This window comes from Streptomyces sp. SX-6 (assembly GCF_059089585.1).
In genome coordinates this window covers 64,551-87,955 of the sequence record NZ_JBTHHU010000024.1, presented here as the reverse complement: position 1 = coordinate 87,955, position 23,405 = coordinate 64,551, and the positions used below count along the sequence as shown (strand labels likewise).

17 protein-coding genes are annotated in these 23,405 nt (G+C 71.6%); 5 read left to right on the top strand and 12 right to left on the bottom strand.

Translation table 11 applies throughout. The annotated features are described in order from the left end of the window. Positions 1–38: 38 nt before the first annotated feature. From ACV530_RS25515 to folC, 12 genes are all read right to left on the bottom strand, one after another. On the bottom strand, positions 39–3,770 hold the full coding sequence (locus ACV530_RS25515; RefSeq protein WP_494334939.1) for an Rne/Rng family ribonuclease: 3,732 nt from the start codon (positions 3,768–3,770) through the stop codon (positions 39–41). 220 nt (positions 3,771–3,990) lie between these two features. Beyond that, complete coding sequence (locus tag ACV530_RS25510) at positions 3,991–4,764, bottom strand: TIGR03936 family radical SAM-associated protein (protein WP_494334938.1); 774 nt, start codon at positions 4,762–4,764, stop codon at positions 3,991–3,993. Positions 4,765–4,931: 167 nt separating this feature from the next. Then, positions 4,932–6,866 (bottom strand): TIGR03960 family B12-binding radical SAM protein, encoded by a 1,935-nt coding sequence (locus ACV530_RS25505; RefSeq protein ID WP_494334906.1) that lies wholly within the window; start codon positions 6,864–6,866, stop codon positions 4,932–4,934. Between the two features lie 71 nt (positions 6,867–6,937). Next, a complete protein-coding gene (locus tag ACV530_RS25500) occupies positions 6,938–8,455 on the bottom strand; it encodes a CYTH and CHAD domain-containing protein (protein ID WP_494334907.1) in 1,518 nt (505 codons plus the stop codon). Positions 8,456–8,495: 40 nt separating this feature from the next. Then, positions 8,496–9,674: a rod shape-determining protein RodA gene (gene rodA / locus ACV530_RS25495; RefSeq protein ID WP_494334963.1), complete on the bottom strand. Its 1,179-nt coding sequence runs from the start codon at positions 9,672–9,674 to the stop codon at positions 8,496–8,498. Between the two features lie 104 nt (positions 9,675–9,778). Continuing rightward, positions 9,779–11,917 carry a penicillin-binding protein 2 gene (gene mrdA, locus ACV530_RS25490; protein ID WP_494334908.1) on the bottom strand — a complete coding sequence of 713 codons (2,139 nt, stop codon included), beginning with the start codon at positions 11,915–11,917 and terminating at the stop codon, positions 9,779–9,781. Beyond that, positions 11,914–12,591 carry a rod shape-determining protein MreD gene (gene mreD / locus ACV530_RS25485; RefSeq protein ID WP_494334964.1) on the bottom strand — a complete coding sequence of 226 codons (678 nt, stop codon included), beginning with the start codon at positions 12,589–12,591 and terminating at the stop codon, positions 11,914–11,916. Before mreD ends, mrdA begins: the two co-directional genes overlap by 4 nt. Positions 12,592–12,601: 10 nt before the next feature. Further along, entirely contained in the window at positions 12,602–13,540 is a 939-nt protein-coding gene (mreC, locus tag ACV530_RS25480; protein WP_494334909.1) for a rod shape-determining protein MreC, read from the bottom strand. A gap of 124 nt (positions 13,541–13,664) precedes the next feature. Continuing rightward, the gene (locus tag ACV530_RS25475; RefSeq protein WP_004950903.1) at positions 13,665–14,684 is read right to left on the bottom strand and encodes a rod shape-determining protein; all 1,020 of its coding nucleotides are present in this window, start codon (positions 14,682–14,684) and stop codon (positions 13,665–13,667) included. A 282-nt stretch (positions 14,685–14,966) separates the two neighbouring features. Next, positions 14,967–15,380, bottom strand: coding sequence for a nucleoside-diphosphate kinase (gene ndk, locus ACV530_RS25470; protein ID WP_494334910.1), 414 nt, complete (start codon positions 15,378–15,380; stop codon positions 14,967–14,969). 89 nt (positions 15,381–15,469) lie between these two features. Next, positions 15,470–15,823 (bottom strand): DUF4233 domain-containing protein, encoded by a 354-nt coding sequence (locus ACV530_RS25465; RefSeq protein ID WP_494334911.1) that lies wholly within the window; start codon positions 15,821–15,823, stop codon positions 15,470–15,472. A gap of 1 nt (position 15,824) precedes the next feature. Continuing rightward, positions 15,825–17,360, bottom strand: a complete 1,536-nt coding sequence (gene folC, locus ACV530_RS25460) for a bifunctional tetrahydrofolate synthase/dihydrofolate synthase (protein WP_494334912.1) — start codon at positions 17,358–17,360, stop codon at positions 15,825–15,827. 75 nt (positions 17,361–17,435) lie between these two features. Here folC and ACV530_RS25455 point away from each other — a divergent pair, with 75 nt between their 5' ends. From ACV530_RS25455 to ACV530_RS25435, 5 genes are all read left to right on the top strand, one after another. Continuing rightward, positions 17,436–18,554, top strand: a complete 1,119-nt coding sequence (locus ACV530_RS25455; protein WP_494334913.1) for a PAS domain-containing sensor histidine kinase — start codon at positions 17,436–17,438, stop codon at positions 18,552–18,554. Continuing rightward, the gene (locus tag ACV530_RS25450; protein WP_494334914.1) at positions 18,551–19,255 is read left to right on the top strand and encodes a response regulator transcription factor; all 705 of its coding nucleotides are present in this window, start codon (positions 18,551–18,553) and stop codon (positions 19,253–19,255) included. Before ACV530_RS25455 ends, ACV530_RS25450 begins: the two co-directional genes overlap by 4 nt. A gap of 175 nt (positions 19,256–19,430) precedes the next feature. Then, positions 19,431–20,561, top strand: coding sequence for a non-hydrolyzing UDP-N-acetylglucosamine 2-epimerase (gene wecB, locus ACV530_RS25445; protein WP_494334915.1), 1,131 nt, complete (start codon positions 19,431–19,433; stop codon positions 20,559–20,561). Positions 20,562–20,631: 70 nt separating this feature from the next. Beyond that, positions 20,632–21,996, top strand: a complete 1,365-nt coding sequence (locus tag ACV530_RS25440) for an XrtP-associated glycosyltransferase (RefSeq protein WP_494334916.1) — start codon at positions 20,632–20,634, stop codon at positions 21,994–21,996. A gap of 130 nt (positions 21,997–22,126) precedes the next feature. Beyond that, the gene (locus ACV530_RS25435; protein WP_494334965.1) at positions 22,127–23,311 is read left to right on the top strand and encodes a hypothetical protein; all 1,185 of its coding nucleotides are present in this window, start codon (positions 22,127–22,129) and stop codon (positions 23,309–23,311) included. Positions 23,312–23,405: the final 94 nt, after the last annotated feature.

Genomic DNA, 23,405 nt, shown 5'->3' with positions numbered 1-23,405 from the left:
AACCGGGCCCCCTGTTGAACAGGGGGCCCGTGTTCGCGTCAGCCTTCGACGGAAGCCGTCTCCGGCTCGGCCGCCACGGTCTTCTTCGCCGCGGCCTTCTTGGTCGTGGCCTTCTTCGCCGTGACCTTCTTGGCCGCCGTCTTGGTGGCGGCCTTCTTGGCCGTGGTCTTCTTGGCGGCCGCCGTCGTCTTGGCGGTCGTCGTCTTCTTCGCCGCCGTCTTCTTGGCTGCCGCCGTCTTGGTGGTGGCGGCCTTCTTGGCCGTGGCCTTCTTGGCGGCCGTCTTACGGGCCGTCTTCTTGGCCGGAGCGGCCTCCGCCTCGACCTCCGCCTCCGCGGGGGCCTCGGGCTCGGCGACCGGCTCCTCGACCGACTCGACCGGTTCGGCCGACGGCGCGGAGACGACGACCACGGCGGCTTCCTCGGCCTCCGCGGGCGAGCCCACCGGAGCGGACGCCCTGCGGGTCGCCCGGCGGCGCGGCCGGACGGGAGCCGGCTCCTCCGCAGGGGTCTCCGGCACGGCCACCGGCTCCTCGACCGCCTCGGGGACGGTCTCCGTCACCGGCACGACGATCTCCTGCACGGCCGTCACCGCGGCCTTGGGCGAACCCGCCGGAGCGGACGCCTTCCGGGTCGCCCGGCGACGCGTACGGCCACCACGGGCCCCAGCACGGGCAGCGGCCTCGGCCTCGGCCGGGCTGCCGAACCACTCCTCGTCGCCGCCGACGGCCGGCACCAGCTCGGCCTCCGCCACCGGCGCGGGCTCCAGCTCGGGAGCCTCCTCCGGCACGACCTCAGCGACCTCGGGGGCCTCCATGGCCTCCTCGATCGCCGGAGCCTCCAGAGCCTCCGGTGCCTCGACGGCCTTGCCCTTCTTCCGGCCGCGCTTGCCGCCACCGCCACCACCGCCGCCGATCACGGCCGGCTGGTCCATGTGCACGATCACGCCACGGCCGTTGCAGTGCACGCACTGCTCGGAGAAGGACTCCAGCAGGCCCTGGCCGACCCGCTTGCGGGTCATCTGGACCAGGCCCAGCGAGGTCACCTCGGCGACCTGGTGCTTCGTACGGTCCCGGCCCAGGCACTCCAGCAGGCGCCGCAGCACCAGGTCCCGGTTGGACTCGAGCACCATGTCGATGAAGTCGATCACGATGATGCCGCCGAGGTCGCGCAGCCGCAGCTGGCGCACGATCTCCTCGGCCGCCTCCAGGTTGTTCCTGGTGACCGTCTCCTCGAGGTTGCCGCCCTGGCCGGTGAACTTGCCGGTGTTCACGTCGACGACGACCATCGCCTCGGTCCGGTCGATCACGAGCGAACCGCCGCTCGGCAGCCAGACCTTGCGGTCCAGCGCCTTCATCAGCTGCTCGTCGATCCGGTACGTGGCGAAGACGTCGACGTCCGACGTCCACTTCTGCAGCCGGCCCACCAGGTCGGGGGCGACGTGCGAAACGTAGCCGTGGATGGTCTCCCAGGCGCCGTCACCGCTGATGATGACCTTGGAGAAGTCCTCGTTGAAGATGTCGCGCACGACCCGGACGGTCATGTCCGGCTCGCCGTACAGCAGGCTCGGCGAGCTGGTGGACATCGCCTTCGACTTCTTCTGGATGTCCTCCCACTGCGCCTGGAGCCGCTGGACGTCACGCGCCAGCTCCTCCTCGCTCGCACCCTCGGCGGCGGTACGGACGATCACGCCCGCGTCCTCGGGGACGATCTTCTTGAGGATCTGCTTCAGCCGCGCCCGCTCGGTGTCGGGCAGCTTGCGGCTGATGCCGGTCATCGAGCCCTCGGGCACGTACACGAGGTAACGGCCGGGCAGCGAGACCTGGCTGGTCAGGCGGGCGCCCTTGTGCCCGATCGGGTCCTTGGTGACCTGCACCAGCACGGACTGGCCGGACTTCAGCGCGCTCTCGATGCGGCGCGGGCCGTTGCCCATGCCGAGCGCGTCGAAGTTGACCTCGCCCGCGTAGAGCACGGCGTTGCGGCCCTTGCCGATGTCGACGAAGGCGGCCTCCATCGACGGCAGCACGTTCTGGACCTTGCCCAGGTAGACGTTGCCGACGTAGCTGGTGGCCTGCTCCTTGTTGACGAAGTGCTCGACGAGGACGTTGTCCTCGAGCACGCCGATCTGCGTCCGGTCGCCGTTCTGGCGGACGACCATGACGCGCTCGACGGCCTCCCGGCGGGCCAGGAACTCGGCCTCGGTGATGATCGGCACCCGGCGGCGGCCCTGCTCACGGCCCTCGCGGCGGCGCTGCTTCTTCGCCTCCATGCGGGTCGAGCCCTTGATGGACTGCACCTCGTCGAAGCCGGTGCCGCGCTCACGGGGCTCGCGGACCTTGACGACCGTGCGCTCCGGCTCGTCGGTACCCGCCTCCTCCATCGGCTCACCGCTGCGACGGCGACGGCGGCGACGACGACGGCTGCCCGCGGTCGACCCGCCGGCCTCCTCGTCCTCTTCCTCGCCCTCGGCAGCCTCCTCGGCGGCCTCGGCCTCCTCTGCTTCCTCCTCGGCCGTCATCTCGCCGGCCTCGCCCTCGGCGGCCTCACCGCGACGGCGGCGACGGCCACCCCGGCGACGACGGCGCGACGGACGCTCGCCCTGCTCCTCGGCCTCCTCGGCGGCCTCGGCCTGCTCGGGCTCGGCCTCCTCGACGGCCTCCGGCTCCTCCGCGACCACACCGGGCGCCGCCACGGCGGCCTCGGTGACCTCGGCGGCCTCGCCACGGCGACGACGACGGCGACGGGGAGCGGCGGGCTGCTCCTCGACGGCCTTCTCCTCGGCGGCCTTCTCTTCCTCGGGCGCGAACGCGGCGGCAGCGGCGGCAGCGGTCTCCGGCGTCTGGAACATCGGCTCGGCGAACACCGGCGCCTGGAACACGGCGACCGGCGGCAGCGACGCCCGGCGGCGGCCACGCGCGGGGGCGGGTGCCTCCTCGGCAGCGGGCGTCTTCTCCTTCGCGGAAGCGGGAGCGGTCTCCGCGCTCACGGCCCGGCGGCGCGTACGACGCGCACGGGGCTCCTCGGCAGCCTCCTCGGCGGCCTCGACCTGCTCGGCAACCGCCGCGGTACCCGCAGAGCGGGTGGCACGACGACGCGCACGGACCGGCTTCACCGGCTCCTCGACAACAGGCTCAGCGACAACCTCAGCCGGAGCCACGGCCTCGGTCACGGCCTCGGCCTGCGGGGCGGCGCCCTCAGGCGTCATCGTCTTACGGGTCGCACGACGACGCGGACGCGCCGGAGCGGCAACCTCGGCCGGAGCGGCCTCAGGAGTCTCCTCGGCGACCTCTGCCACGGTCTCCACGGTCTCCGCGCTCACGGCCCGGCGGCGCGTACGACGCGCACGGGGCTCCTCGGCAGCCTCCTCGGCGGCCTCGACCTGCTCGGCAACCGCCGCGGTACCCGCAGAGCGGGTGGCACGACGACGCGCACGGACCGGCTTCACCGGCTCCTCGACAACAGGCTCAGCGACAACCTCAGCCGGAGCCACGGCCTCGGTCACGGCCTCAGCCTGCGGGGCGGCGCCCTCAGGCGTCATCGTCTTACGGGTCGCACGACGACGCGGACGCGCCGGAGCGGCAACCTCGGCCGGAGCGGCCTCAGAAGTCTCGGCAACGGTCCCGGCGTCCTCGGACACGGTGGCCACCGGCGTCTCGGCCGCCGCCTTCACGGGCGGTCCGGCCGGGCGCGAGGCCGCACGGCGGCGTCGCCGCGGCGGCAGGGTGTCACCAGGGGTGCTGTTGTCAGTAGTGGGCTCAATGGGTTCGAGCATGCGGGCGGTTCTCCCGTCACGCTCCCGGGCGCCGCGTCGTGGTCCGGCCCGCCGGCCCGCTTGATGAGCGCGGGCCGTCGTCCGGGGCGCGGTCGCCGCACGGGAGCTGTCGTCTCGCTCGCCGGATCCGAGTCGTCGGGACCGGCGAAAGTCTGCTGGTCAATGCGTCTGCCGGACCCGGGTGGCTCCCTGGTTCGGCGGCAGCGCGCGACGGCCGTCCTTACGCCGGTCCATCCGGCACCGTGACCGCACCGGCGGCGGCCGTCGATGAAACGGCTGCGGCAGCGTCGCGGTCGGGCACGAGCGGATCGGTCACAGTCCCGGACTCCTCATCGAGCAGCCCCTGCGCCAGCCTGGTCACCGCTGCGGGGACCGGCGGCGCCAGGTCGGCCGTGGCGCGGAGACCGGACAGGACGTCGTCGGGTCGAACGGCAGGTGTCACATGCCGAACAACCAGCCGCAGTATCGCACAGGCTCCGTCGCCCGGCCTATCGGCCGAGGCGTCCAGGGCCTCGAGTCGGCACACCGCGGCACGCGCGTCGAAGGTCCGCAACCCGTTTTTCGTGGCGCGCTGGACCTCCACGGTCTCCGCCGCCATGAACGCCGCCACGGCCCGCCCGGCTTCCGCCTCCTCGACGCCGTCCAGTCGCAGCTCCCACACGGAAGCCTGCAGCCGGTCGGCGAAGGAGGAGGTGTGGGCCTCCACCGCGTCGACGATGTCGAGCCCGTCGGGCAGCGACTCGTCGAGCAGCTCCCGCAGCCGCGCGGGGTCGCGCGTCTCGGCGAGCTGGATCTCCAGGTACTCGGCCTCGCTGCCCGTGCCGGTGGGTGCGGCATTGGCGTAGGAGACCTTGGGGTGCGGGGTGAAACCCGCCGAGTACGCCATCGGCACCTCGGCGCGGCGCAGCGCCCGCTCGAAGGCGCGCTGGAAATCGCGGTGGCTGGTGAACCGGAGGCGGCCGCGCTTGGTGTAGCGCAGACGAATGCGCTGCACCGCGGGTGCGGGCGGCGGGCCTTCGGGCTGTCGCTTGCCCAGTGTCCTGTTCCTTCGTGAGAGCGGTCGTACTGCTACCTAGAGTACGTGCCGCGTGGGGGAGCGCTCCCGGGGGGGGGAGGGGGGGGGGGGGGGGGGGAAACACCCCCCCCCCCCCCCCCACGGTCCTACTTGACCACGGAAAGCGGCAGAAGCTTCTTGCCCGTGGGGCCGATCTGGATGGAGGTGTCCATCTGCGGGCAGACCCCGCAGTCGAAGCACGGCGACCAGCGGCAGTCCTCGACCTCGGTCTCGTCGAGGGCGTCCTGCCAGTCCTCCCAGAGCCAGTCCTTGTCGAGACCGGAGTCCAGGTGGTCCCAGGGCAGGACCTCCTCGTACGTGCGCTCACGCGTCGTGTACCAGTCGACGTCCACGCCCTGCGGCGGCAGCGTCTCCTCCGCGCTCTTCATCCACTGGTCGTAGCTGAAGTGCTCGCGCCAGCCGTCGAAGCGGCCGCCGGACTCGTACACGGCGCGGATGACCGCGCCCACGCGGCGGTCGCCGCGCGAGAGGAGGCCCTCGACGATGCCGGGCTTGCCGTCGTGGTAGCGGAAGCCGATGGAGCGGCCGTACTTCTTGTCGCCGCGGATCTTGTCGCGCAGCTTCTGCAGCCGGGCGTCGGTCTCCTCGGCGGAGAGCTGCGGGGCCCACTGGAACGGCGTGTGCGGCTTGGGCACGAAGCCGCCGATGGACACGGTGCAGCGGATGTCGTTGGACTTCGACACCTCACGGCCCTTGGCGATCACGTTGACCGCCATGTCGCCGATCTGGAGGACGTCCTCGTCGGTCTCGGTGGGCAGGCCGCACATGAAGTACAGCTTCACCTGGCGCCAGCCGTTGCCGTACGCGGTCGCGACGGTCCGGATGAGGTCCTCTTCCGAGACCATCTTGTTGATGACCTTGCGCATGCGCTCGGAGCCGCCCTCGGGGGCGAAGGTCAGACCGGAGCGACGGCCGTTGCGGGTCAGCTCGTTGGCCAGGTCGACGTTGAACGCGTCGACGCGGGTCGACGGCAGGGAGAGGCCGATCTTGTCGTCCTCGTAGCGGTCGGCCAGGCCCTTGGCGACGTCGCCGATCTCGGTGTGGTCGGCGGACGAGAGGGAGAGCAGGCCGACCTCTTCGAAGCCGGTCGCCTTCAGGCCCTTGTCCACCATCTCGCCGATACCGGTGATGCTGCGCTCACGCACCGGGCGGGTGATCATGCCCGCCTGGCAGAAGCGGCAGCCACGCGTGCAGCCGCGGAAGATCTCGACGGACATCCGCTCGTGCACGGTCTCCGCGAGCGGGACCAGCGGCTGCTTGGGGTAGGGCCACTCGTCGAGGTCCATGACGGTGTGCTTGGACACGCGCCACGGCACGCCGGAGCGGTTGGGCACGACGCGGCCGATCCGGCCGTCGGCCAGGTACTCCACGTCGTAGAACTTGGGGACGTACACCCCGCCCGTCTTCGCCAGGCGGAAGAGCAGCTCGTCGCGCCCGCCCGGGCGGCCCTCCTGCTTCCAGGCGCGGACGATCTTCGTGATCTCCAGCACAGCCTGCTCGCCGTCGCCGATGACGGCGCAGTCGATGAAGTCGGCGATGGGCTCGGGGTTGAACGCGGCGTGCCCGCCGGCCAGGACGACCGGGTCGTCGATGCCGCGGTCCTTGGCCTCCAGCGGGATGCCGGACAGGTCCAGGGCCGTGAGCATGTTGGTGTAGCCGAGCTCGGTGGAGAAGCTCAGGCCGAAGACGTCGAAGGCCTTGACCGGCCTGTGCGCGTCCACGGTGAATTGCGGCACGTCGTGCTCGCGCATCAGCTTCTCGAGGTCCGGCCACACGCTGTACGTGCGCTCGGCGAGGACGCCCTCCTGCTCGTTGAGGACCTCGTAAAGGATCATGACGCCCTGGTTGGGCAGACCGACCTCGTAGGCGTCGGGGTACATGAGCGCCCAGCGGACGTCAGTGCTTTCCCAAGGCTTGACGGTGGAGTTCAGCTCGCCACCGACGTACTGGATCGGCTTCTGAACGTGCGGAAGAAGGGCTTCCAAGCGTGGGAAGACCGACTCGACCGACTCGACAGGCATTCGCGAATGTCTCTCATGAGCGGACAGGGGTGACCCTCAAGGGTAACCCGCCCGCGAAGGGCCCATTCGGGTCACGCCCCCAGGCCCTCCCGCCACCGCCGTGCGGACGCCTCGCCCCACACCCCGGGCAGCGCCCGCTCGTCGTCGGCGGCGCGCTGCTCCTCGCGGCCGTACAGCAGCCCGTACGTGAAGCCCGGCTCCCCCGCGGCGTGGGCCTCGGCCTCGAGGCCCCGGAGGGCGCCGCGGGCCATGACGCTGTCCTGGTGGTCGCCGAGCAGGGTCTGTACGGCCTTCATCTGACGGGCGAAGCGGCCCGCGTCCCGGCCCAGGGCCGGGGTCGCGGCCTCCGCCGCGTAGCGGGCACGCTTGGCGGCCTTGCGGGCCTCGTGGAGGGCGGTGTCCCGCCCGGTGCCCGGGTCCGCCGCGAGGGCGTGCTCGACGCGGGCGGCGAGGCGGCCGTAGTCGCGCAGCACGGCCTTGGCCAGCACCGGCCGGGGCGGGCGCGCGGCGGCGGGCCCCAGCGGCGGGTCGGCGAGGAGGGTGTCGAGGGCATCGAGCAGCGCGAGGTAGCGCTTGCTGTCGAGGACGGCGGCCACGCGCCGCCGCGACGCCCCGCGGCGGCCGCTCGACCAGGAGCGCAGCCGGGCGCGGACGGGCCCGCGGACCAGGGTGCGCGGCACCTCGCCGAGCCGCTCGCGCAGCCGGTCGGCGAGCACCTCGCGGTCGCGGTCGACGCCCAGCTCGGCGGCGAGCCACTTGAGGTCCTCGCCGAGCGGGTCGGTGGCCCGCCGGTCGAGGACCTTGCCGTACGAGCGGAAGGCGCCGCGCAGCCGCCGGGTGGCGACGCGCATCTGGTGCACGGCGTCCTCGGTGCCGCGGCGGGCCCCGGGGTCGAGGGCGGCGATGGCCTCGGCCTGTTCGCGGACGTATGCGAGGACGCAGTCCCCCGCGGTGGGCCTGCCCTTGCGCTTGCGCGGTGGCTCCTCGTGCCGTTCCAGCGCGCGAGCGAGCTTGGAGGGCCATGCGGCGGGCCTCAACCCCGCCTTGCGCAGGCGGGGTTCGAGGGCGTCGAACAGCTCGGGGCCGGAGTCCCGGGCCAGCTCGACCTCGACCTCCGTCCAGCGGACCGTACCCTCTTCGCCGTGCAGGCGGGTGGCGGTGACGTCGTCCGCCGAGGCCTCGGCGAGCAGGGCGCCCCGGTCGTCGAGCAGGTGCTGTACGCGGCGCCGGGTGGCGATCCGTACGACCGGCAGCAGCGCCGTGTCCCGGGTCCGGGAGCGGACGAGCGCCGCGAGGGCGCGCGGGACGCGGGCGGAGAGCGGGGCGCGGATCTCGTCCCGTACCCCGGGGGCGACGGGGAGCTTGAGGTGCCACCCGGCGTCGTCGCCACCGGTGCGGCGGCGCAGGGTGATGCCGGCGGCGAGGAGCCGGTGGTCGGCGGTGTCGTAGTAGACGGCGTCCAGTTCGGCCGTGCCCCGGTCGGTGACGCTCGCGACGGGCGCGGCCTTGCTCAGGTCGGGGAGCCGGGCCGCGCCCGGTTCATCGCCGGATTCGTACTTCCGCTCGATCTCTCGCACGGTGTCCGCCATGTCGCCGAATCTAGTCGGCGAACGAGCGGGACGGCAGACCCTATGCCGCCACGAGCGGACGTTGGGTCCTGATCGCCTGGAGCAGCCCCACGGCGATCCAGGCGGCGAACATCGACGAGCCGCCGTAGGAGACGAAGGGCAGCGGCAGTCCGGTGACCGGCATGATGCCGAGCGTCATGCCGATGTTCTCGAAGGACTGGAAGGCGAACCAGGCGATGATCCCGGCGGCCACGATCGTCCCGTACAGGTCGGTCGCCTCCCGGGCGATCCGGCACCCGCGCCACAGCACCACCCCGACCAGCAGGATGATGGCGCCCGCGCCGACGAAGCCGAGCTCCTCGCCCGCGACGGTGAAGACGAAGTCGGTCTGCTGCTCCGGTACGAACTGGCCGATGGTCTGCGGCCCGTGGAAGAGGCCCGCGCCGGTCAGGCCGCCGGAGCCGATGGCGATGCGGGCCTGCATGGTGTTGTAGCCGATGCCCATCGGGTCGAAGGACGGGTCGGCGAAGGCGGCGAAACGATTGATCTGGTACTCGTCGAGGATCCCGAGCTGCCAGATGAGGACGCAGCCGAGCACCCCGGCCCCGGCCAGGCCGGCGATCCAGCGGTTCGAGGCGCCGGAGGCCAGCAGGACGGCGAGGACGATCACCACCAGGACCATGACCGAGCCGAGGTCGGGCATCAGCAGGATGACCAGGACCGGCAGGCCTGCGACACCGAGGGCCTGCAGGACGCTGCGGTGACCGGGACGGTCCCGGTCCCCCGCGTCGACCTGCCGGGCGAGCAGCATCGCCATGCCCAGGATGATGGTGATCTTGGTGAATTCGGAGGGCTGGATCGAGAAGCCGGCGCCGAGCTGGATCCAGGACCGGGCACCGTTGATCGTCGCCCCGAGCGGGGTGAGCACGGAGGCGGTGGCCAGGACGGACAGGGCGTAGAGCACCGGTACGGCCCCGCGCAGCGCCCGGTGTCCGGCCCAGATCACCCCGGCGGCGAGGGCGACGCCGATGCCGGTGTTGAGGATGTTGCGGAGCAGGAAGTAGTGCGGGTCCCCGTGGGTGAGCTGGTGGCGTCCCCGGGTCGCCGAGTAGACGAGCAGGGTGCTGATGACCGAGAGCGCGAGAGCGGCGAGCAGCATCGGCCAGTCGAGCCGCCACAGGACGGAGTCGCGGCCGGCGAGCCGCTCCCGGCCGGAGCGTCCGGGAGCGAAGCGCCGTATAGGAGCAACGACGCGCCCCCTCCCTCTGTTCGCTTCTCCGCCCGCACGGCGCAGAGGTGCGGCTATCGCTTTCGTCTGCAGCCCGGCGGCCGTGCGTGCGCCGCTCACTCGTCCTCCTTGCGGGACGGGCTCGCGGACGGGGACGGCGGCGGGTCGACGTGCTGGGCCTGGATGCTGCCGTCCTTGTCGATCTTCGGCAGCCCGGCCTCGGGGTGGGACAGCAGCGCCTTCTTCTCGTCGATCTTGCCATTGCCGTCGACACCGTAGAGGGCGTTGTAGATGTTGCGCACCGCAGGGCCGGAGGCACCGGAGCCGGTGCCGCCCTGGGAGATCGTCATGATGACCGTGTAGTCCTTGGTGTACGTCGCGAACCAGGAGGTCGTCTGCTTGCCGGCGACCTCGGCGGTGCCGGTCTTGGCGTGCATCGGGATCTCCTTCTGCGGCCAGCCGCCGAACCGCCAGGCGGCCGTTCCCTCGGTGGCCACGCCGGCGAGGGCGGCGTCGATCTGGTTGCGGGTGTTGCCCTTGAACGGCAGCCTGCCGTGCGCGGCCGGCTTGATCTCCCGGACGTCCTTGCCGTCGGGGCTGACGACCGCCTTGCCGATGGTGGGATTCCAGAGCGTGCCGCCGTTGCTGACGGCGGCGTAGATGGTGGCCATCTGGATGGGGGTGACGAGGGTGTCGCCCTGGCCGATGGAGTAGTTGACGGAGTCACCGGCGCGCATCCGGGCGAAGGACTCGCAGTTCTCCTTGGCGATCTGGCCCGCGTAGTCCTTGGGGCTGTTGCCCTGCTTGCACCAGGCGTCCTTGTTGGCCTCCCAGTAACGCTTCTTCCAGTCGCGGTCGGGGACGCGGCCGCGCACCTCGTTCGGGAGGTCGATGCCGGTCTCCTTGCCGAGACCGAACTGGTGGGCCGTCTTGTAGAACCAGTCCGCCGGGTTCTTGGGGTTGTTGCCCCCGTCCTTCTGCCACTGGCGGTACGCGAGGTCGTAGAAGACGGTGTCGCAGGAGACCTCGAGCGCGCGGCCGATGTTGATGGGGCCGTAGCCCTTGGACTCGTAGTTGGCGAAGGTCTGCCGGCCGATGCTGTACGAGCTGGAGCAGTTGTAGTTGTCGTTGAAGCCGTAGCCGGCGTTGACGGACGCGGTGGCCGAGATGACCTTGAACACCGAACCGGGCGCGGACTGACCCTGGATGGCCCGGTTGAGCAGCGGGTAGTCGGAGTCGTTGCCGGTGAGGTTCTGGTAGTCCTTGCCGGAGATGCCGCCCACCCAGACGTTGGGGTCGTAGGTGGGGTTGGAGGCCATGGCCACGACACGGCCCGTCCTCGACTCCATGACGACCACGGCACCGGCGTCGGCCTTGTACTTCTCGCCGGTGTTGTGGTCGTACTCCTGGCGGGCGTCCTTCATCGCCTGGTCCAGCTCCCGTTCCGCTATGGCCTGCACGCGGGCGTCGATGCTGGTGACGATGTTGGCGCCGGGCTCGGCCTTGTCGCTCTTGGCCTTGCCGATGACGCGGCCGAGGTTGTCGACCTCGTAGCGGGTGATCCCGGCCTTGCCGCGCAGCTGGGTGTCGTACTGCCGCTCGAGCCCCGAGCGGCCGACCTGGTCGGAGCGGACGAGCGGGGTCTCGGACTCCTTGGACTTGGTCATCTCGTCGTTGGTGACGGGCGACAGATAGCCCAGCACCTGGGCCGCGTTGGCGCCGCCCGGTGCGCCGTAGCGGCGTACGGCCATGGGCTCGGCGGTGATGCCGGGGAACTCCTCGGCGCGCTCGCGGATCTGCAGGGCCTGCTGGGTGGTGGCCTCGTCGGTGATGGGGATGGGCTGGTAGGGCGAGCCGGCCCAGCAGGGCTTGGGCGTCTTGGCGTCGCACAGCCGGACCTTGTCCGCGACGTCCCGGGGCTTCAGGCCGAGGACGGCGGAGAGCCGGCCGATGACGCCCTTGCCCTTGTCGCGCATCTTCATCAGGTCGGTGCGGTTGGCGGAGACGACGAGCCGGGTCTGGTTGTCGGCGAGCGGCACCCCGCGGGCGTCGAGGATCGATCCGCGGGTGGCGGGGGCGATGACCTGCTGGATGTGGTTGTTGGCGGCCTCGGCGGTGTACTGGTCGCCGTTGCGGATCTGGAGGTACCAGAGCCGGCCGCCGAGGGTGACGAGCAGGGAGACGACGAGGATCTGGATGACGATGAGCCGGATACTGACCCGCGAAGTCCGTCCGGTCTCCGGGATGTTGCTCATAGCCGCTTGCCCCCCTTGCCCCAGGCCCTCCGGCTCGTCCCCCGCACCAGCAGCCCCCCGCGCTGGCCGCCGCCGAGGCGGCTCGTCCGGCTGCCGCGGAGGCTGACGCTCGAGAGCCAGCCGTACGAGCCGTCGCCGCCGGTGACGGGGGCGCCGTCACCGGTGAGCTGGTCGCTCTCGCCCTTGCGGGCGAGCGCCATGATCAGTGGCACGGTGAAGGGCGCGAGCAGCAGGTCGTAGAGCGTGGCGGTGAACAGCAGCCCGGTCAGGCCGACATGGCGGGCGGCGGTGTCGCCGACGAGCGAGCCGACCCCGGCGTACAGCAGCGTCGAGGCGATGGCCGCGGCCACGACGACGAGCATCGGGACCGTGGCCGACCGCAGCCGCCCGGTCTCCGGGCGGGCCAGGCCGACCGCGTAGCCGACGACGCACAGCACCAGTGCGTAGCGCCCGGCGGCGTGGTCGGCGGGCGGGGCGAGGTCGGCGAGGAGGCCCGCGCCGAAGCCGACGAGGCAGCCGCCGGCGTGCCCGTAGACGAGGCCGAGGGCGACGACGACGAGCAGCAGCAGGTCGGGGACGGCGCCGGGCAGATGGAGCCGGGCGAAGACGCAGACCTGCAGCACGAGGGCGATCACCACGAGCGCGGTGGAGAGCAGAATCCGGTTGAGGCGCATCGGCATCGGTTCAGTCCCTGGGGCTGGGGTTGGCGCTCGCTGAGGGTGTGGCCGTGACGGTCACCGTGGGCGTCGGTTTGGGCGCTTCCGGCTTGGGCGGCAGTACCGAGTCCCGGGGGTCCGCGCGGGGCGGCTGGACGACGACGCCGACGAGGTCGAGCTTGCTGAAGCCGACGAAGGGACGGACCTGGAGGGTGCGGGTGAGGCTGCCGCCGGCCGGTTCGACACGGACGACCTCGCCGACGGGGACGCCGGGCACGAACGGCTTGTCCTTGCTGGAGCCGAAGGTGACGAGCCGGTCGCCGCGGTGAACGGCCGCCTTGCCGTTGAGGAGTTCCACGCGCAGGGTGCTGTCGCCCTGGCCGCCCGCGAAGCCGATCTCGCCGCTCTTCTCGAGCCGGGTGCCGACGGTGAACTTGGGGTCGCTGGCCAGCAGCACGGTGGCGGTGGACGGTGCGACGGTGGTCACCCGGCCGACGAGGCCGTCGCCGTTGAGCACGGTCATGTCGCGCCGGATGCCGTCGTTGCTGCCGGCGTCGATGGTGACGGTCCAGGAGAAGCCCTGGGCCGCTCCTATGGCGATGACCTGGGCGGCCTTGATGCCGTACTGGCCTCGGCCCCCGGTCTTGAGCATGCTGTCGAGCTCACGGACCCGGGCGCGGTTGCGGTCGTCGCTGCCGAGCCGCTGCTTGAGCTCGGTGTTCTCGCGCTCGAGGTCGGTGATCCTCTTGCTGCGGTCACCGGAGTCCCGGATGGCGGCGACGGCGTTCGCCACCGGGTCGACGGCCGCGGCGACGCCCTTCTCCACCGGGCCGAACGCCGAGGCGGCGCCGTGCCGGACACCGTCCAGGGGGGACTGCTCGCCGCCGCGAATGTCGATCGTGATCAACGCGAACGCGACGGCGACCAGTAGAACCAACAGCAGCCGACTCTCTCGTGTGTCCCTCACGTGCGGCGGCATGCCCTTCTCGTCGGACCGGCCCCGACTGCGGGCCCGAGCCGGTCATCGGCAGCGTTGTGCCTGTATATCAGGTTGTTCGGGCCTGATCCGGCCACCCACCATCAACGCACCATCAACGACGGGGCTGGGCGTCCAGCACCTGCTGCAACGCCTCGAATTCCTCGACACACTTGCCGGAGCCGAGCGCCACGGAGTCCAGCGGGTCCTCGGCGATATGGATCGGCATGCCGGTCTCGCGGCGCAGCCGCTCGTCGAGGCCGCGCAGCAGGGCGCCGCCGCCGGTGAGCACGATGCCCCGGTCCATGACGTCACCGGAGAGCTCGGGCGGGCACTTGTCGAGCGTGGTCTTGACCGCGTCGACAATGGAGTTGACGGGCTCCTCGATGGCCTTGCGGACCTCGGCGGCCGAGATGACCACCGTCTTCGGCAGACCGCTGACCAGGTCACGGCCGCGGATCTCGGTGTGCTCGTCCTGCTCCAGGTCGTACGCCGAGCCAATGGTGATCTTGATCTGTTCGGCGGTGCGCTCGCCCAGCAGGAGGCTGTATTCCTTCTTGATGTGCTGGATGATCGCGTTGTCCAGCTCGTCGCCCGCGACGCGGATGGACTGCGCGGTGACGATGCCGCCCAGCGAGATCACGGCGACCTCGGTGGTGCCGCCGCCGATGTCGACGACCATGTTGCCGGTGGCCTCGTGGACCGGCAGGCCCGAGCCGATCGCGGCGGCCATCGGCTCCTCGATGATGTGCACCTGGCGGGCACCGGCCTGCGTGGACGCCTCGATGACGGCACGGCGCTCGACGCCGGTGATGCCGGAGGGCACGCAGACGACGACACGCGGGCGGGCCATCCAGCGGCGCTTGTGGATTTTGAGGATGAAGTAGCGCAGCATGCGCTCGGTGATCTCGAAGTCGGCGATCACGCCGTCCTTCAGAGGCCGGACCGCGACGATGTTCCCCGGGGTGCGGCCGATCATCTTCTTCGCCTCGGCACCCACTGCCAGGATGCCGCCGGTGTTGGTATTGATGGCGACTACTGACGGTTCGTTGAGTACGATCCCGCGACCTCTGACGTACACCAGCGTGTTGGCGGTCCCGAGGTCGACAGCCATGTCACGGCCGATGAACGACATGTTGTTCCCCATGAGGATACGTCTGGCCTTCCCAACTGGAGCGATTGCTTACTTGAGGTCGGCAGGTGGTGCGCTGCGGTGCGCGGAAACTTCATCGTAGTCGCGACCGGGTCAAGGCGGCGCGACATGCTCCGCCATTGTCGGCGGAACGCAAGTCCTCCCCTGTAATGGTGACGTCGTGTCGGAGTGAGAGGTTCCCCCGTTCGGCACGCATATGTCAGAGGGCGACCGAAAGGAAAATCGGTCGCCCCTGATCACAATGGGCGTGCGCCTGATCAAGTATCAGGCGAGGCCCGGAAAGAAAATCTTGATTTCTCGCTCGGCGGACTCCTCGGAGTCCGAGGCGTGGATGAGGTTCTCGCGCGTGATGGTGCCGAAGTCACCACGGATGGAACCCGGGGCGGCCGAGATGGGGTCGGTCGGCCCGGCCAGCGCCCGTACACCCTCGATGACCCGCTCGCCCTCGACCACCATGGCCACGACGGGGCCGGAGGACATGAAGCCCATCAGGGGCTCGTAGAACTCACGGCCGACGTGCTCGGCGTAGTGCTGTTCCAGGGTCGCCCGGTCCAGGGTGCGCAGCTCCAGCGCGGTGATCACCCAGCCCGCCTTGCGCTCGAGGCGGCCGATGATCTCGCCGACCAGCCCGCGCCGGACGGCGTCCGGCTTGAGGAGGACGAGGGTGCGCTGGCTCATACTGCGGCTCCTTGCGGGGCGATCGAGTGTGGTGGCCCAGAGGGTACAGGGGCACCCCACCGGGGTGACACCCCGGACCTGGCCTGGACCTATGCGGCCTCTGCCGCGGCCTCCGCCGCGGCCGCCCAGCGGGCCTTCGCCTCGTCGATCTTGCGGCCGTAGTGGACAGACGCCCACCACAAGCCGCCGAAGACCGCGCCGAGGATGAACATCGTCGGGATGACGAAGCCGCTCGCCAGCAGACCGATCTGCAGCGCCCAGCCCAGCTGGACCCCGCCGGGCCGGCCGATCATGCCGCACAGCAGCACGCTCAGCACCATGGCCGTGCCGCTGACCGCCCAGACCGTGCCCGTGGACAGGTCCGTCATCTTCATCGCGACCAGACCGGCGAAGCCGATCACGAAGAATTCACCGATCAGAGTGCTCGCGCAGAGCGTCCGCATGTCAACTCCTTCCCAGCAGCAGCCGGGCCTCGCCCACCGTGTACACCGAGCCGGTCACCAGCACGCCGGCGCCCGCGAACTCACCCTCTTCTTCGGCAAGGGTGATCGCCGCCTCGAGGGCGTCGTCCAGCCGCGGTTCGACCTGCACCCGCTCGGCGCCGAACACCTCGACCGCCAGCGCGGCCAGCTCGTCGGCGTCCATGGAGCGGTGGGTGGAGTTGCTGGTCACGACGACCTCGGCGAAGACCGGCTCGAACGCCTCGAGCAGGCCCCGGACATCCTTGTCGGCACTGGTGGAGACCACGCCGATCAGCCGGCTGAAGCCGAAGGACTCGGTGACGGCCTCGGCGGCCGCCCGCGCGCCCGCGGGGTTGTGCGCGGCGTCCAGCACGACCGTGGGGCTGCTGCGCACGACCTCCATGCGCCCCGGCGAGGTGACCGAGGCGAAGGCCCGGCGCACGACGTCGAGATCCAGCGTGCGGGCGTGCTGCGAGCCGATGCCGAAGAACGCCTCGACCGCCGCGAGCGCCACCGCCGCGTTGTGCGCCTGGTGCGCGCCGTGCAGCGGGAGGAAGATCCCGGGGTATTCGCCGCCGAGCCCGCGCAGGGTCAGCAGCTGGCCGCCGACCGCGACCTCGCGGGCGACGACGCCGAACTCCATGCCCTCGCGGGCGACCGTCGCATCGACCTCGACCGCGCGCTTGAGGAGCACCTGTGCGGCGTCCACCGGCTGCTGCGCCAGCACGACCGTGGCGTCCTGCTTGACGATCCCCGCCTTCTCGGCGGCGATCTCGCCGGGCGTCTCGCCGAGCCGGTCGGTGTGATCGAGCGCTATCGGCGTGACGACCGCGACCGTGCCGTCGACGACATTCGTCGCGTCCCAGGTGCCGCCCATGCCGACCTCGACGACCGCCACGTCGACCGGGGCGTCCGCGAAGGCCGCGAAGGCCATGCCGGTGAGCACCTCGAAGAACGAGAGCCGGAACTCCTCGCGCTCGTCGACCATCCGCACATACGGCTCGATGTCGCGGTAGGTCTCGATGAAGCGCTCGGCACTGATCGGCGCGCCGTCCAGGCTGATGCGCTCGGTGACCGACTGCACGTGCGGGCTGGTGTAGCGGCCGGTGCGCAGGTCGAAGGCGAGCAGCAGCGCCTCGATCATGCGGGCGGTGCTGGTCTTGCCGTTGGTGCCGGTGATGTGGATCGAGGGGTACGCGCGCTCCGGCTCGCCCAGGATGTCCATGAGCTTGCGGATGCGCACGAGCGAGGGGTCGAGCTTGGTCTCGCCCCAGCGCCCCGCCAGCTCGGCCTCCACCTCGCGCAGCGCGCGGTCGACCTCCGGGTCCGCGGGGCGGGCCGGCACGGCGTCGCCCTGCGGCGGCCCGGCCTGGGTGCGCAGCGTACGGCTGCCTGCCTCGATCACGGCGAGGTCAGGGTCGCGGTCGGCTTCCGCGTCCACGATCTCGTCGAAACGGTCCTCGGGGTTCTCGGGATTCTCGGTGCTGTCGTCGTCGTTGTTCTGGGGGCGCTCGCTCACGCCGTCCAGTCTACGGAGCGGGTACGACACACAGGGCAAGGAGCACGTCCCTCTGCTTTGGCATACGGTTTTTCCATGGGCTCCGAGGACCGGGACCGGCTCCAAGCGGTCCTGGAGGCACTGCCCGCCGGCGCGCTCCTGCAGAGCCCCGCCGACGAGATAGTGGCGGTCAACCGGCAATTCATCCGCATGTTCGGCCTCGAGGGCCGGGCGGACCTCTCCCCCGGCGCCCCCATGCGGCCGCTCGTCCCGCTCGTGCCGCTCGTACGGGCCTTCGGCGGGGAACCCGCCCGGCCCCATGTCCACCGCGTCGCCGAGATCCCCCTCGCCGACGGGCGCACCATACGCCGCCGCGTCGAGCCCCTCCGCCACGGCGGCACCTACCTGGGCGCGCTGTGGACGTTCACCGACATCACCGAGCAGAAACGGCGCGAGCACGACCTCGAGCGGGACAACCGCGCCCTCACCGAGCTCGCCCGGCAGCGCAACGCCTTCACGGCGGCCGCCTCGCACGAGCTGCGCACCCCCCTCACCACCGTCATCAGCTTCGGCGAGCTCCTCACCGACCCGGCGTTCGGCGCCCTCACCTCGGAGCAGCGCGCCTTCGTCGAGGCCATCCGCCGCAACGGCGAGCGCATGCAGCGGGTGATATCCGACCTGCTGTTCACCACCCATATGCGGGCCACCACGCCCGAGCTGGAGTTCGGGGCCGTCGACGTGCCCGCCATGCTCCAGGACGCCGTCCTGGACTTCCTGACCGCCGCCCGCCGGCCGATCGTCTTCACCGTCCTGGACTGCGCGCCCGGCCCCGCCCTGCGCGGCGACCGGCACCGCCTCCAGCACGTCCTGGGCAACCTGCTCGAGAACGCCGCCAAATTCACCCCGCCCGACGGCCGGATCACCGTCACCGCCGCGGCGCACGGCGCGCACTGGACGATCGAGGTCGCCGACACCGGCATCGGCATCCCCGAGGACGCCCGCGAGGGCATCTTCACCGGCTTCGTACGCGCCGCGAACGCCCGCGCGGGCGGCTACCCCGGGACCGGGCTCGGGCTGGCCATAGGCCGCATGCTCGTCGAGCTGCACGGCGGCACGCTCACCGCCGGTGGCGTCGAGGGGGAGGGTGCCGTCTTCACCATCCTCCTGCCCGTCGCGGGCCCGCCTTCCCCGCCGCCCGAGGAGGACGTGCCATGACGCGCGTCCTCGTCGTCGAGGACGACGCCGACCTCGCCCTCGCCCTGCGCACCCTGCTCACCCGGGCCGGCCACGAGGTCGTCCACGCCGACGACGGCCGCGAGGCGCTGCGCCTGCTCTTCGCCGAACGGCCCGGCCTGCTGATCCTCGACATCGGCCTGCCCGAGCTCGACGGCTGGGAGGTGCTCGAACGCACCCGGGACCTCAGCGACCTGCCCGTCCTGCTGCTCACCGCGCGCGGCGCCGAGAGCGACCGGGTGCGGGGGCTGCGCTCCGGGGCCGACGACTACCTGCCCAAGCCCTTCGGCAACGACGAGTTGCTCGCCCGCGTCGAGGCCCTGCTGCGCCGCAGCGCGCCCGGCCGCTGGGCCGGGGACTCCTTCGACGACGGGCTGCGGCTCGTCCCCGAACGCCGCTCGGCGGTGTGGCAGGGGCAGGAGGCCCGGCTCAGCGACATCGAGTACCGGCTGCTCCAGGTGCTCGTCCGCAACCGGGGGCGGGTGATCACGACCGACCAGTTGCTCGACCGGGTGTGGGACGACCAGGAGGGCACGGGGCGGGAGCGGGTGAAGTTCGCGGTGCTGAGGCTGCGGCGGAAGCTGCGGCAGGCGGCGGGGGACGAGGCGGCGGATCCGCTGGAGGCGGTGCGGGGGCTGGGGTACCGGTACCGGGTGGAGGGTTCCAGCCCGTCCGGCGATTGAGGACCAACGCGGCGGAGCCGCGTTGCCCCGGGCCGGACGGCCGGGACCAAAGTCCCCCGCACCCCCCGCGCAGCGATCCGCAACCGTCCCGCAACCGAACTCCATCCGCACGGACAACCGACCCCCCGCACTGTCTGGTGCTGTCCCCGCCGTCAGCCCCAGCAGGAGCACCCCCATGTCTCTCCCCTCCCGTAGCGTCGCTGTCGTCCTCGGTACCCGCCCCGAGCTCGTCAAGCTCACCGACCTCGTCCGCCTGCTGGGCCCCGCCGCCCACCTGGTGCACACCGGTCAGCACTACGACGAGGAGCTGTCCGGCCGCTTCCTGACCGAGCTGGGGCTGCCCGAGCCCACGTTCCTCACCGGTGTCGGCGGGCAGCCGCGCGCCGTGCAGATCTCCGCCGCGCTCGCCCAGCTCGACGAGCTGTTCACGGCCGAGCCGCCGCTGGCCGTCGTCGTGCAGGGCGACACCAACGCCGCCCTCGCCGGTGCGCTGGCCGCCAACGCCCGCGGCATCCCGCTGCTGCACGTCGAGGCCGGTCTGCGCAGCCACGACCGCAACATGCCCGAGGAGCACAACCGCGTCCTCATCGACCGCATCGCCGACGTGCTGTGCGCCGCCACCGAGGACAACCGCGCCAACCTGCTCGCCGAGGGGATCGACGACGCCCGTATCGCCGTCACCGGCAACACCGTCGTCGAGGCCGTACGCAACCAGCTCCCCGGCGCCGCCGAGCGCGCCGCGCTCCTGGAGCGGCACGGGCTGACCGCCGACTCCTACGTTCTGGCCACCGTCCACCGGCCCGAGAACACGGACGACCCCGAGGCCCTGCGCGCCGTGCTCACCGAGCTGGCCGGCATCGCGGGCGACGGCACCCCCGTCCTGCTCCCCCTGCACCCGCGCACCCGGGCCCGCATCGCCTCCGCCGGGCTGGCGGAGCTGCTCGCCCCGCTCGTGGTGACCGCGCCCCTCGGCTACGCCGAGTTCCTCGCGGTGGCCCGGCACGCCGCGCTGATCGTCTCCGACTCCGGCGGCGTGCAGGAGGAGGTCACCGTCCTCGGCCGCCCGCTGGTGGTCGTACGCCGCTCCACCGAACGCCCCGAGGCCATGGCCGACTTCGCCGACCTCGTCGAGCCCGGCCGGCGCATCGGCGAGCTCGCCCGCAAGCGGCTGGCGGAGGGCTCCGAGGGGCTCCGCCGTCTCGCCGCGCTGCCGAGCCCGTTCGGCGACGGCCTCGCCTCGGAGCGGATCACGGCCCTGCTGGCCCGCATCGCCGAGGTTTCCGTGCCCGTGCGCCTCGCCGCATAACCGCCTTCGCGCGCAACCGCCGCCCCGCGCCCGCCCCCGGAAACTCCCCCAACCCCCCAGGTACTTCCGCATGTTCTCCAGCCCCCTCCTGCTCGCCTTCCCCTTCTTCCTCCTCGCCTGTTTCCTCCTCTACTGGGCCGGCGCCCGCCACGCCTACACGCGCCGCCCCGAGGTCGTCACCGGCGACCCCGGCGCCCTCGACTGGCACTTCTTCGTTCCCTGCCGTGACGAGGAGGCCGTGGTCGCCACCACCGTCGGCCGCCTGCGCGCCGACCACCCGCGCGCCCATGTGTGGGTGATCGACGACGACAGCGAGGACCGCACCGGCGCGATCGTCGCCGAGCTCGCCGAGGACGACCGCCGTGTGCACCTCGTGCGCCGTCACCGCCCCAACGCCCGCCAGGGCAAGGGCGCCGCGCTCAACGCCGCGTACGACGAGCTGAACCAGTTCCTGTCCAAGGACACCGACCGCGAGCGCGTCGTCGTCTGCGTCATCGACGCCGACGGCCAGCTCGACCCCAACGCCCTCAACATCGTCAGCGGCCCGGCCGGCTTCGGCGACCCCGAGACCGGTGGCGTCCAGGTCAGCGTCCGTATGCGCAACACCGAGGACGAGCGCCCGCTGCCCGACCGCGGCCGCGCCCGCAATGCGTTCGCCCGGCTGCTGGTGCGCATGCAGGACATGGAGTTCTCCGTCTCCAACGCCGGTATGCAGCTGCTGCGCGGCCGCACCGGTTCCGTCGGCCTCGGCGGCAACGGCCAGTTCACCCGTCTCTCCGCCCTCGACCGCATCGCGGAGCAGGAGCGCCGCCCGTGGAAGCACGGCGCGCTGCTGGAGGACTACGAGCTCGGCCTGCACATGATCCTCAGCGGTGACCGCATATCCCACATAGCCGACACCTGGGTCTCCCAGGAGGGCCTGCCGCACGGCCGCCGGTTCTTCACCCAGCGCACCCGCTGGGCGCAGGGCAACCTCCAGTGCGTCCGCTACGCGCCGCGCATCATCTCCTCGCGCCACTACAGCGGCAAGGGTGTCCTCGAGACGCTGTACACCTTCCTCCAGCCCGTCGCCCACCTGGTCACGCTCGCGCTGTGCGCAGTGATGTTCGTGTACCTCGGCCTGGCCGCCGCCGAGGACGGCGTCGGTTCCGCCTTCGGTGGGATGATCGCCCTCTGGCCGCTCATCCTGGGCCTGGCCGTAGTCTCCGTCATGCCGTTCGTGCTGTGGGGCCCGATCTACCGCCGCGACCGTGCGACCGACCGCTCGCTGCTCACCGCGCTGCTGTGGGGGCTGGCGCTGTGGCTGTACGCGTACCACCTCTTCCCGGTGTCCGCCCGCGGTTTCGTCCGGATGCTGCGCGGCCGCAACGGCTGGGCCAAGACCCGCCGCAACGCCGAGAAGGTCGAGTCCGGCCCTGTCGCAATCGAGGCCTGAGCCACGGCAGATGAGGCCTGAGTCACAGCAGACGCAGGCAACCCCGGATAGCGTTCCACCCTCTCACCGCCGGTGACAGGTGTGCCCGGAGCCGGCAGGGCTCCGGGCTGTGGAACGGAGCGTTGTGCGGATACCGGTACTGAGCAATAGGACCCATCTGCTGTTGCTCACCGCGTGGGCCGTTCTCTGGTTCCTCGTGGTCGAGCCCAGCGGTGGGTTCTCCTGGCACTATCTGCGCACCGGCGGCGAACTCATCTACAACGGCGGCTCGTCGGACGACGGCGGCCTCAACCTCTACGCCCGCCACCCCGAGTTGCAGATGGGCCCGGTCAGCTTCCTGATGGCGGGGCTCTTCAACCCGTTCCCCGCCGTGGTCGGCCAGGTCATGGCCGAGGCGCTGATGTCCGCCCTGGGCCTGGTGATCGTGGTGCTGGCCGGCCGCAGCGCGGCCATGCACCTCCTGGGCACCGGTACCAACCACCAGAAGCTGCGGCAGCGCGTCCTCATCGCGGGCCTGGCCTTCATCCCCATGTGGATCGAGGTCTCGGTCCGCTTCGCGCATCTCGACGACGTCCTCGCGCTGTTCTTCACCGCCCTGGCCGTCTATTACCTGACGCGCAACAACGCGGCGGCCACCGGCATCTGCATGGCGCTCGCCCTGGACTCCAAACCGACCGCCCTCGCCTTCCTGCCGCTGCTGCTCGCCCTGCCGAAGGACCGGTGGGTGCGCGCCGGGCTGTGGTGCGCGGGCCTGGTGGCGGTCGCCTGGCTGCCGTTCTTCCTCATGGACGTGCACTCCTTCGCCGCCGCGAAGTTCACCATCCCCAACAGCCCGGCGTCGGCGCTGCGTTGGCTCGGCGGCAACACCCCGGTGACGCCCGACTGGGCCCGCCCCGCGCAGGCCGCGGTCGGCCTGACGCTGGGCGCGATCGCGGTATGGCGCGGCAGATGGGCGGCAGTGGTACTGCTGGGCGCCAACGCCCGTATCGTCCTGGACCCCAGCGTCTACACCTACTACACGGCGTCCGTACTGCTGGGCACCCTGCTGTGGGACGTGTGCGGCCAGCGGCGCCTGGTGCCGCTGTGGAGCTGGCTGGCGCTGGCCGTCCTCTACGGCAGCGTGTTCATCGTGCACGACGACTCCACGCGGGGCCTGATCCGTCTGGTCTTCGTCGCCGTGACGACGGTGTACGTCCTGTTCTGGCCGCAGCGCGACCGCCGGGACCGCAACAACCGCCGGGGGAACCGGGTGGAGCACGAGCCCCTGGAAGGACCGTGGGGTCCGATGTGGGACCCGGGCCGTACGAAGCCCTGAGCCCGCTGAGCGGGCTTGTTGAAGTCCGGTGCGGTACCGCGTCCCGAAGGGGCGCGGGGAACTGCGCTCGTGTCGGTGCCCCCGCAGCTGGGTC

Coding starts and splice junctions, on each gene's coding strand:
- ACV530_RS25515 (WP_494334939.1), bottom strand. CDS start 3,770: ATGCTCGAACCCATTGAGCCCACTACTGACAACAGCACCCCTGGTGAC.
- ACV530_RS25505 (WP_494334906.1), bottom strand. CDS start 6,866: ATGCCTGTCGAGTCGGTCGAGTCGGTCTTCCCACGCTTGGAAGCCCTT.
- ACV530_RS25500 (WP_494334907.1), bottom strand. CDS start 8,455: ATGGCGGACACCGTGCGAGAGATCGAGCGGAAGTACGAATCCGGCGAT.
- mrdA (WP_494334908.1), bottom strand. CDS start 11,917: ATGAGCAACATCCCGGAGACCGGACGGACTTCGCGGGTCAGTATCCGG.
- mreD (WP_494334964.1), bottom strand. CDS start 12,591: ATGCGCCTCAACCGGATTCTGCTCTCCACCGCGCTCGTGGTGATCGCC.
- ACV530_RS25475 (WP_004950903.1), bottom strand. CDS start 14,684: ATGTCGTTCATCGGCCGTGACATGGCTGTCGACCTCGGGACCGCCAAC.
- ndk (WP_494334910.1), bottom strand. CDS start 15,380: ATGAGCCAGCGCACCCTCGTCCTCCTCAAGCCGGACGCCGTCCGGCGC.
- ACV530_RS25465 (WP_494334911.1), bottom strand. CDS start 15,823: ATGCGGACGCTCTGCGCGAGCACTCTGATCGGTGAATTCTTCGTGATC.
- ACV530_RS25455 (WP_494334913.1), top strand. CDS start 17,436: ATGGGCTCCGAGGACCGGGACCGGCTCCAAGCGGTCCTGGAGGCACTG.
- ACV530_RS25450 (WP_494334914.1), top strand. CDS start 18,551: ATGACGCGCGTCCTCGTCGTCGAGGACGACGCCGACCTCGCCCTCGCC.
- wecB (WP_494334915.1), top strand. CDS start 19,431: ATGTCTCTCCCCTCCCGTAGCGTCGCTGTCGTCCTCGGTACCCGCCCC.
- ACV530_RS25440 (WP_494334916.1), top strand. CDS start 20,632: ATGTTCTCCAGCCCCCTCCTGCTCGCCTTCCCCTTCTTCCTCCTCGCC.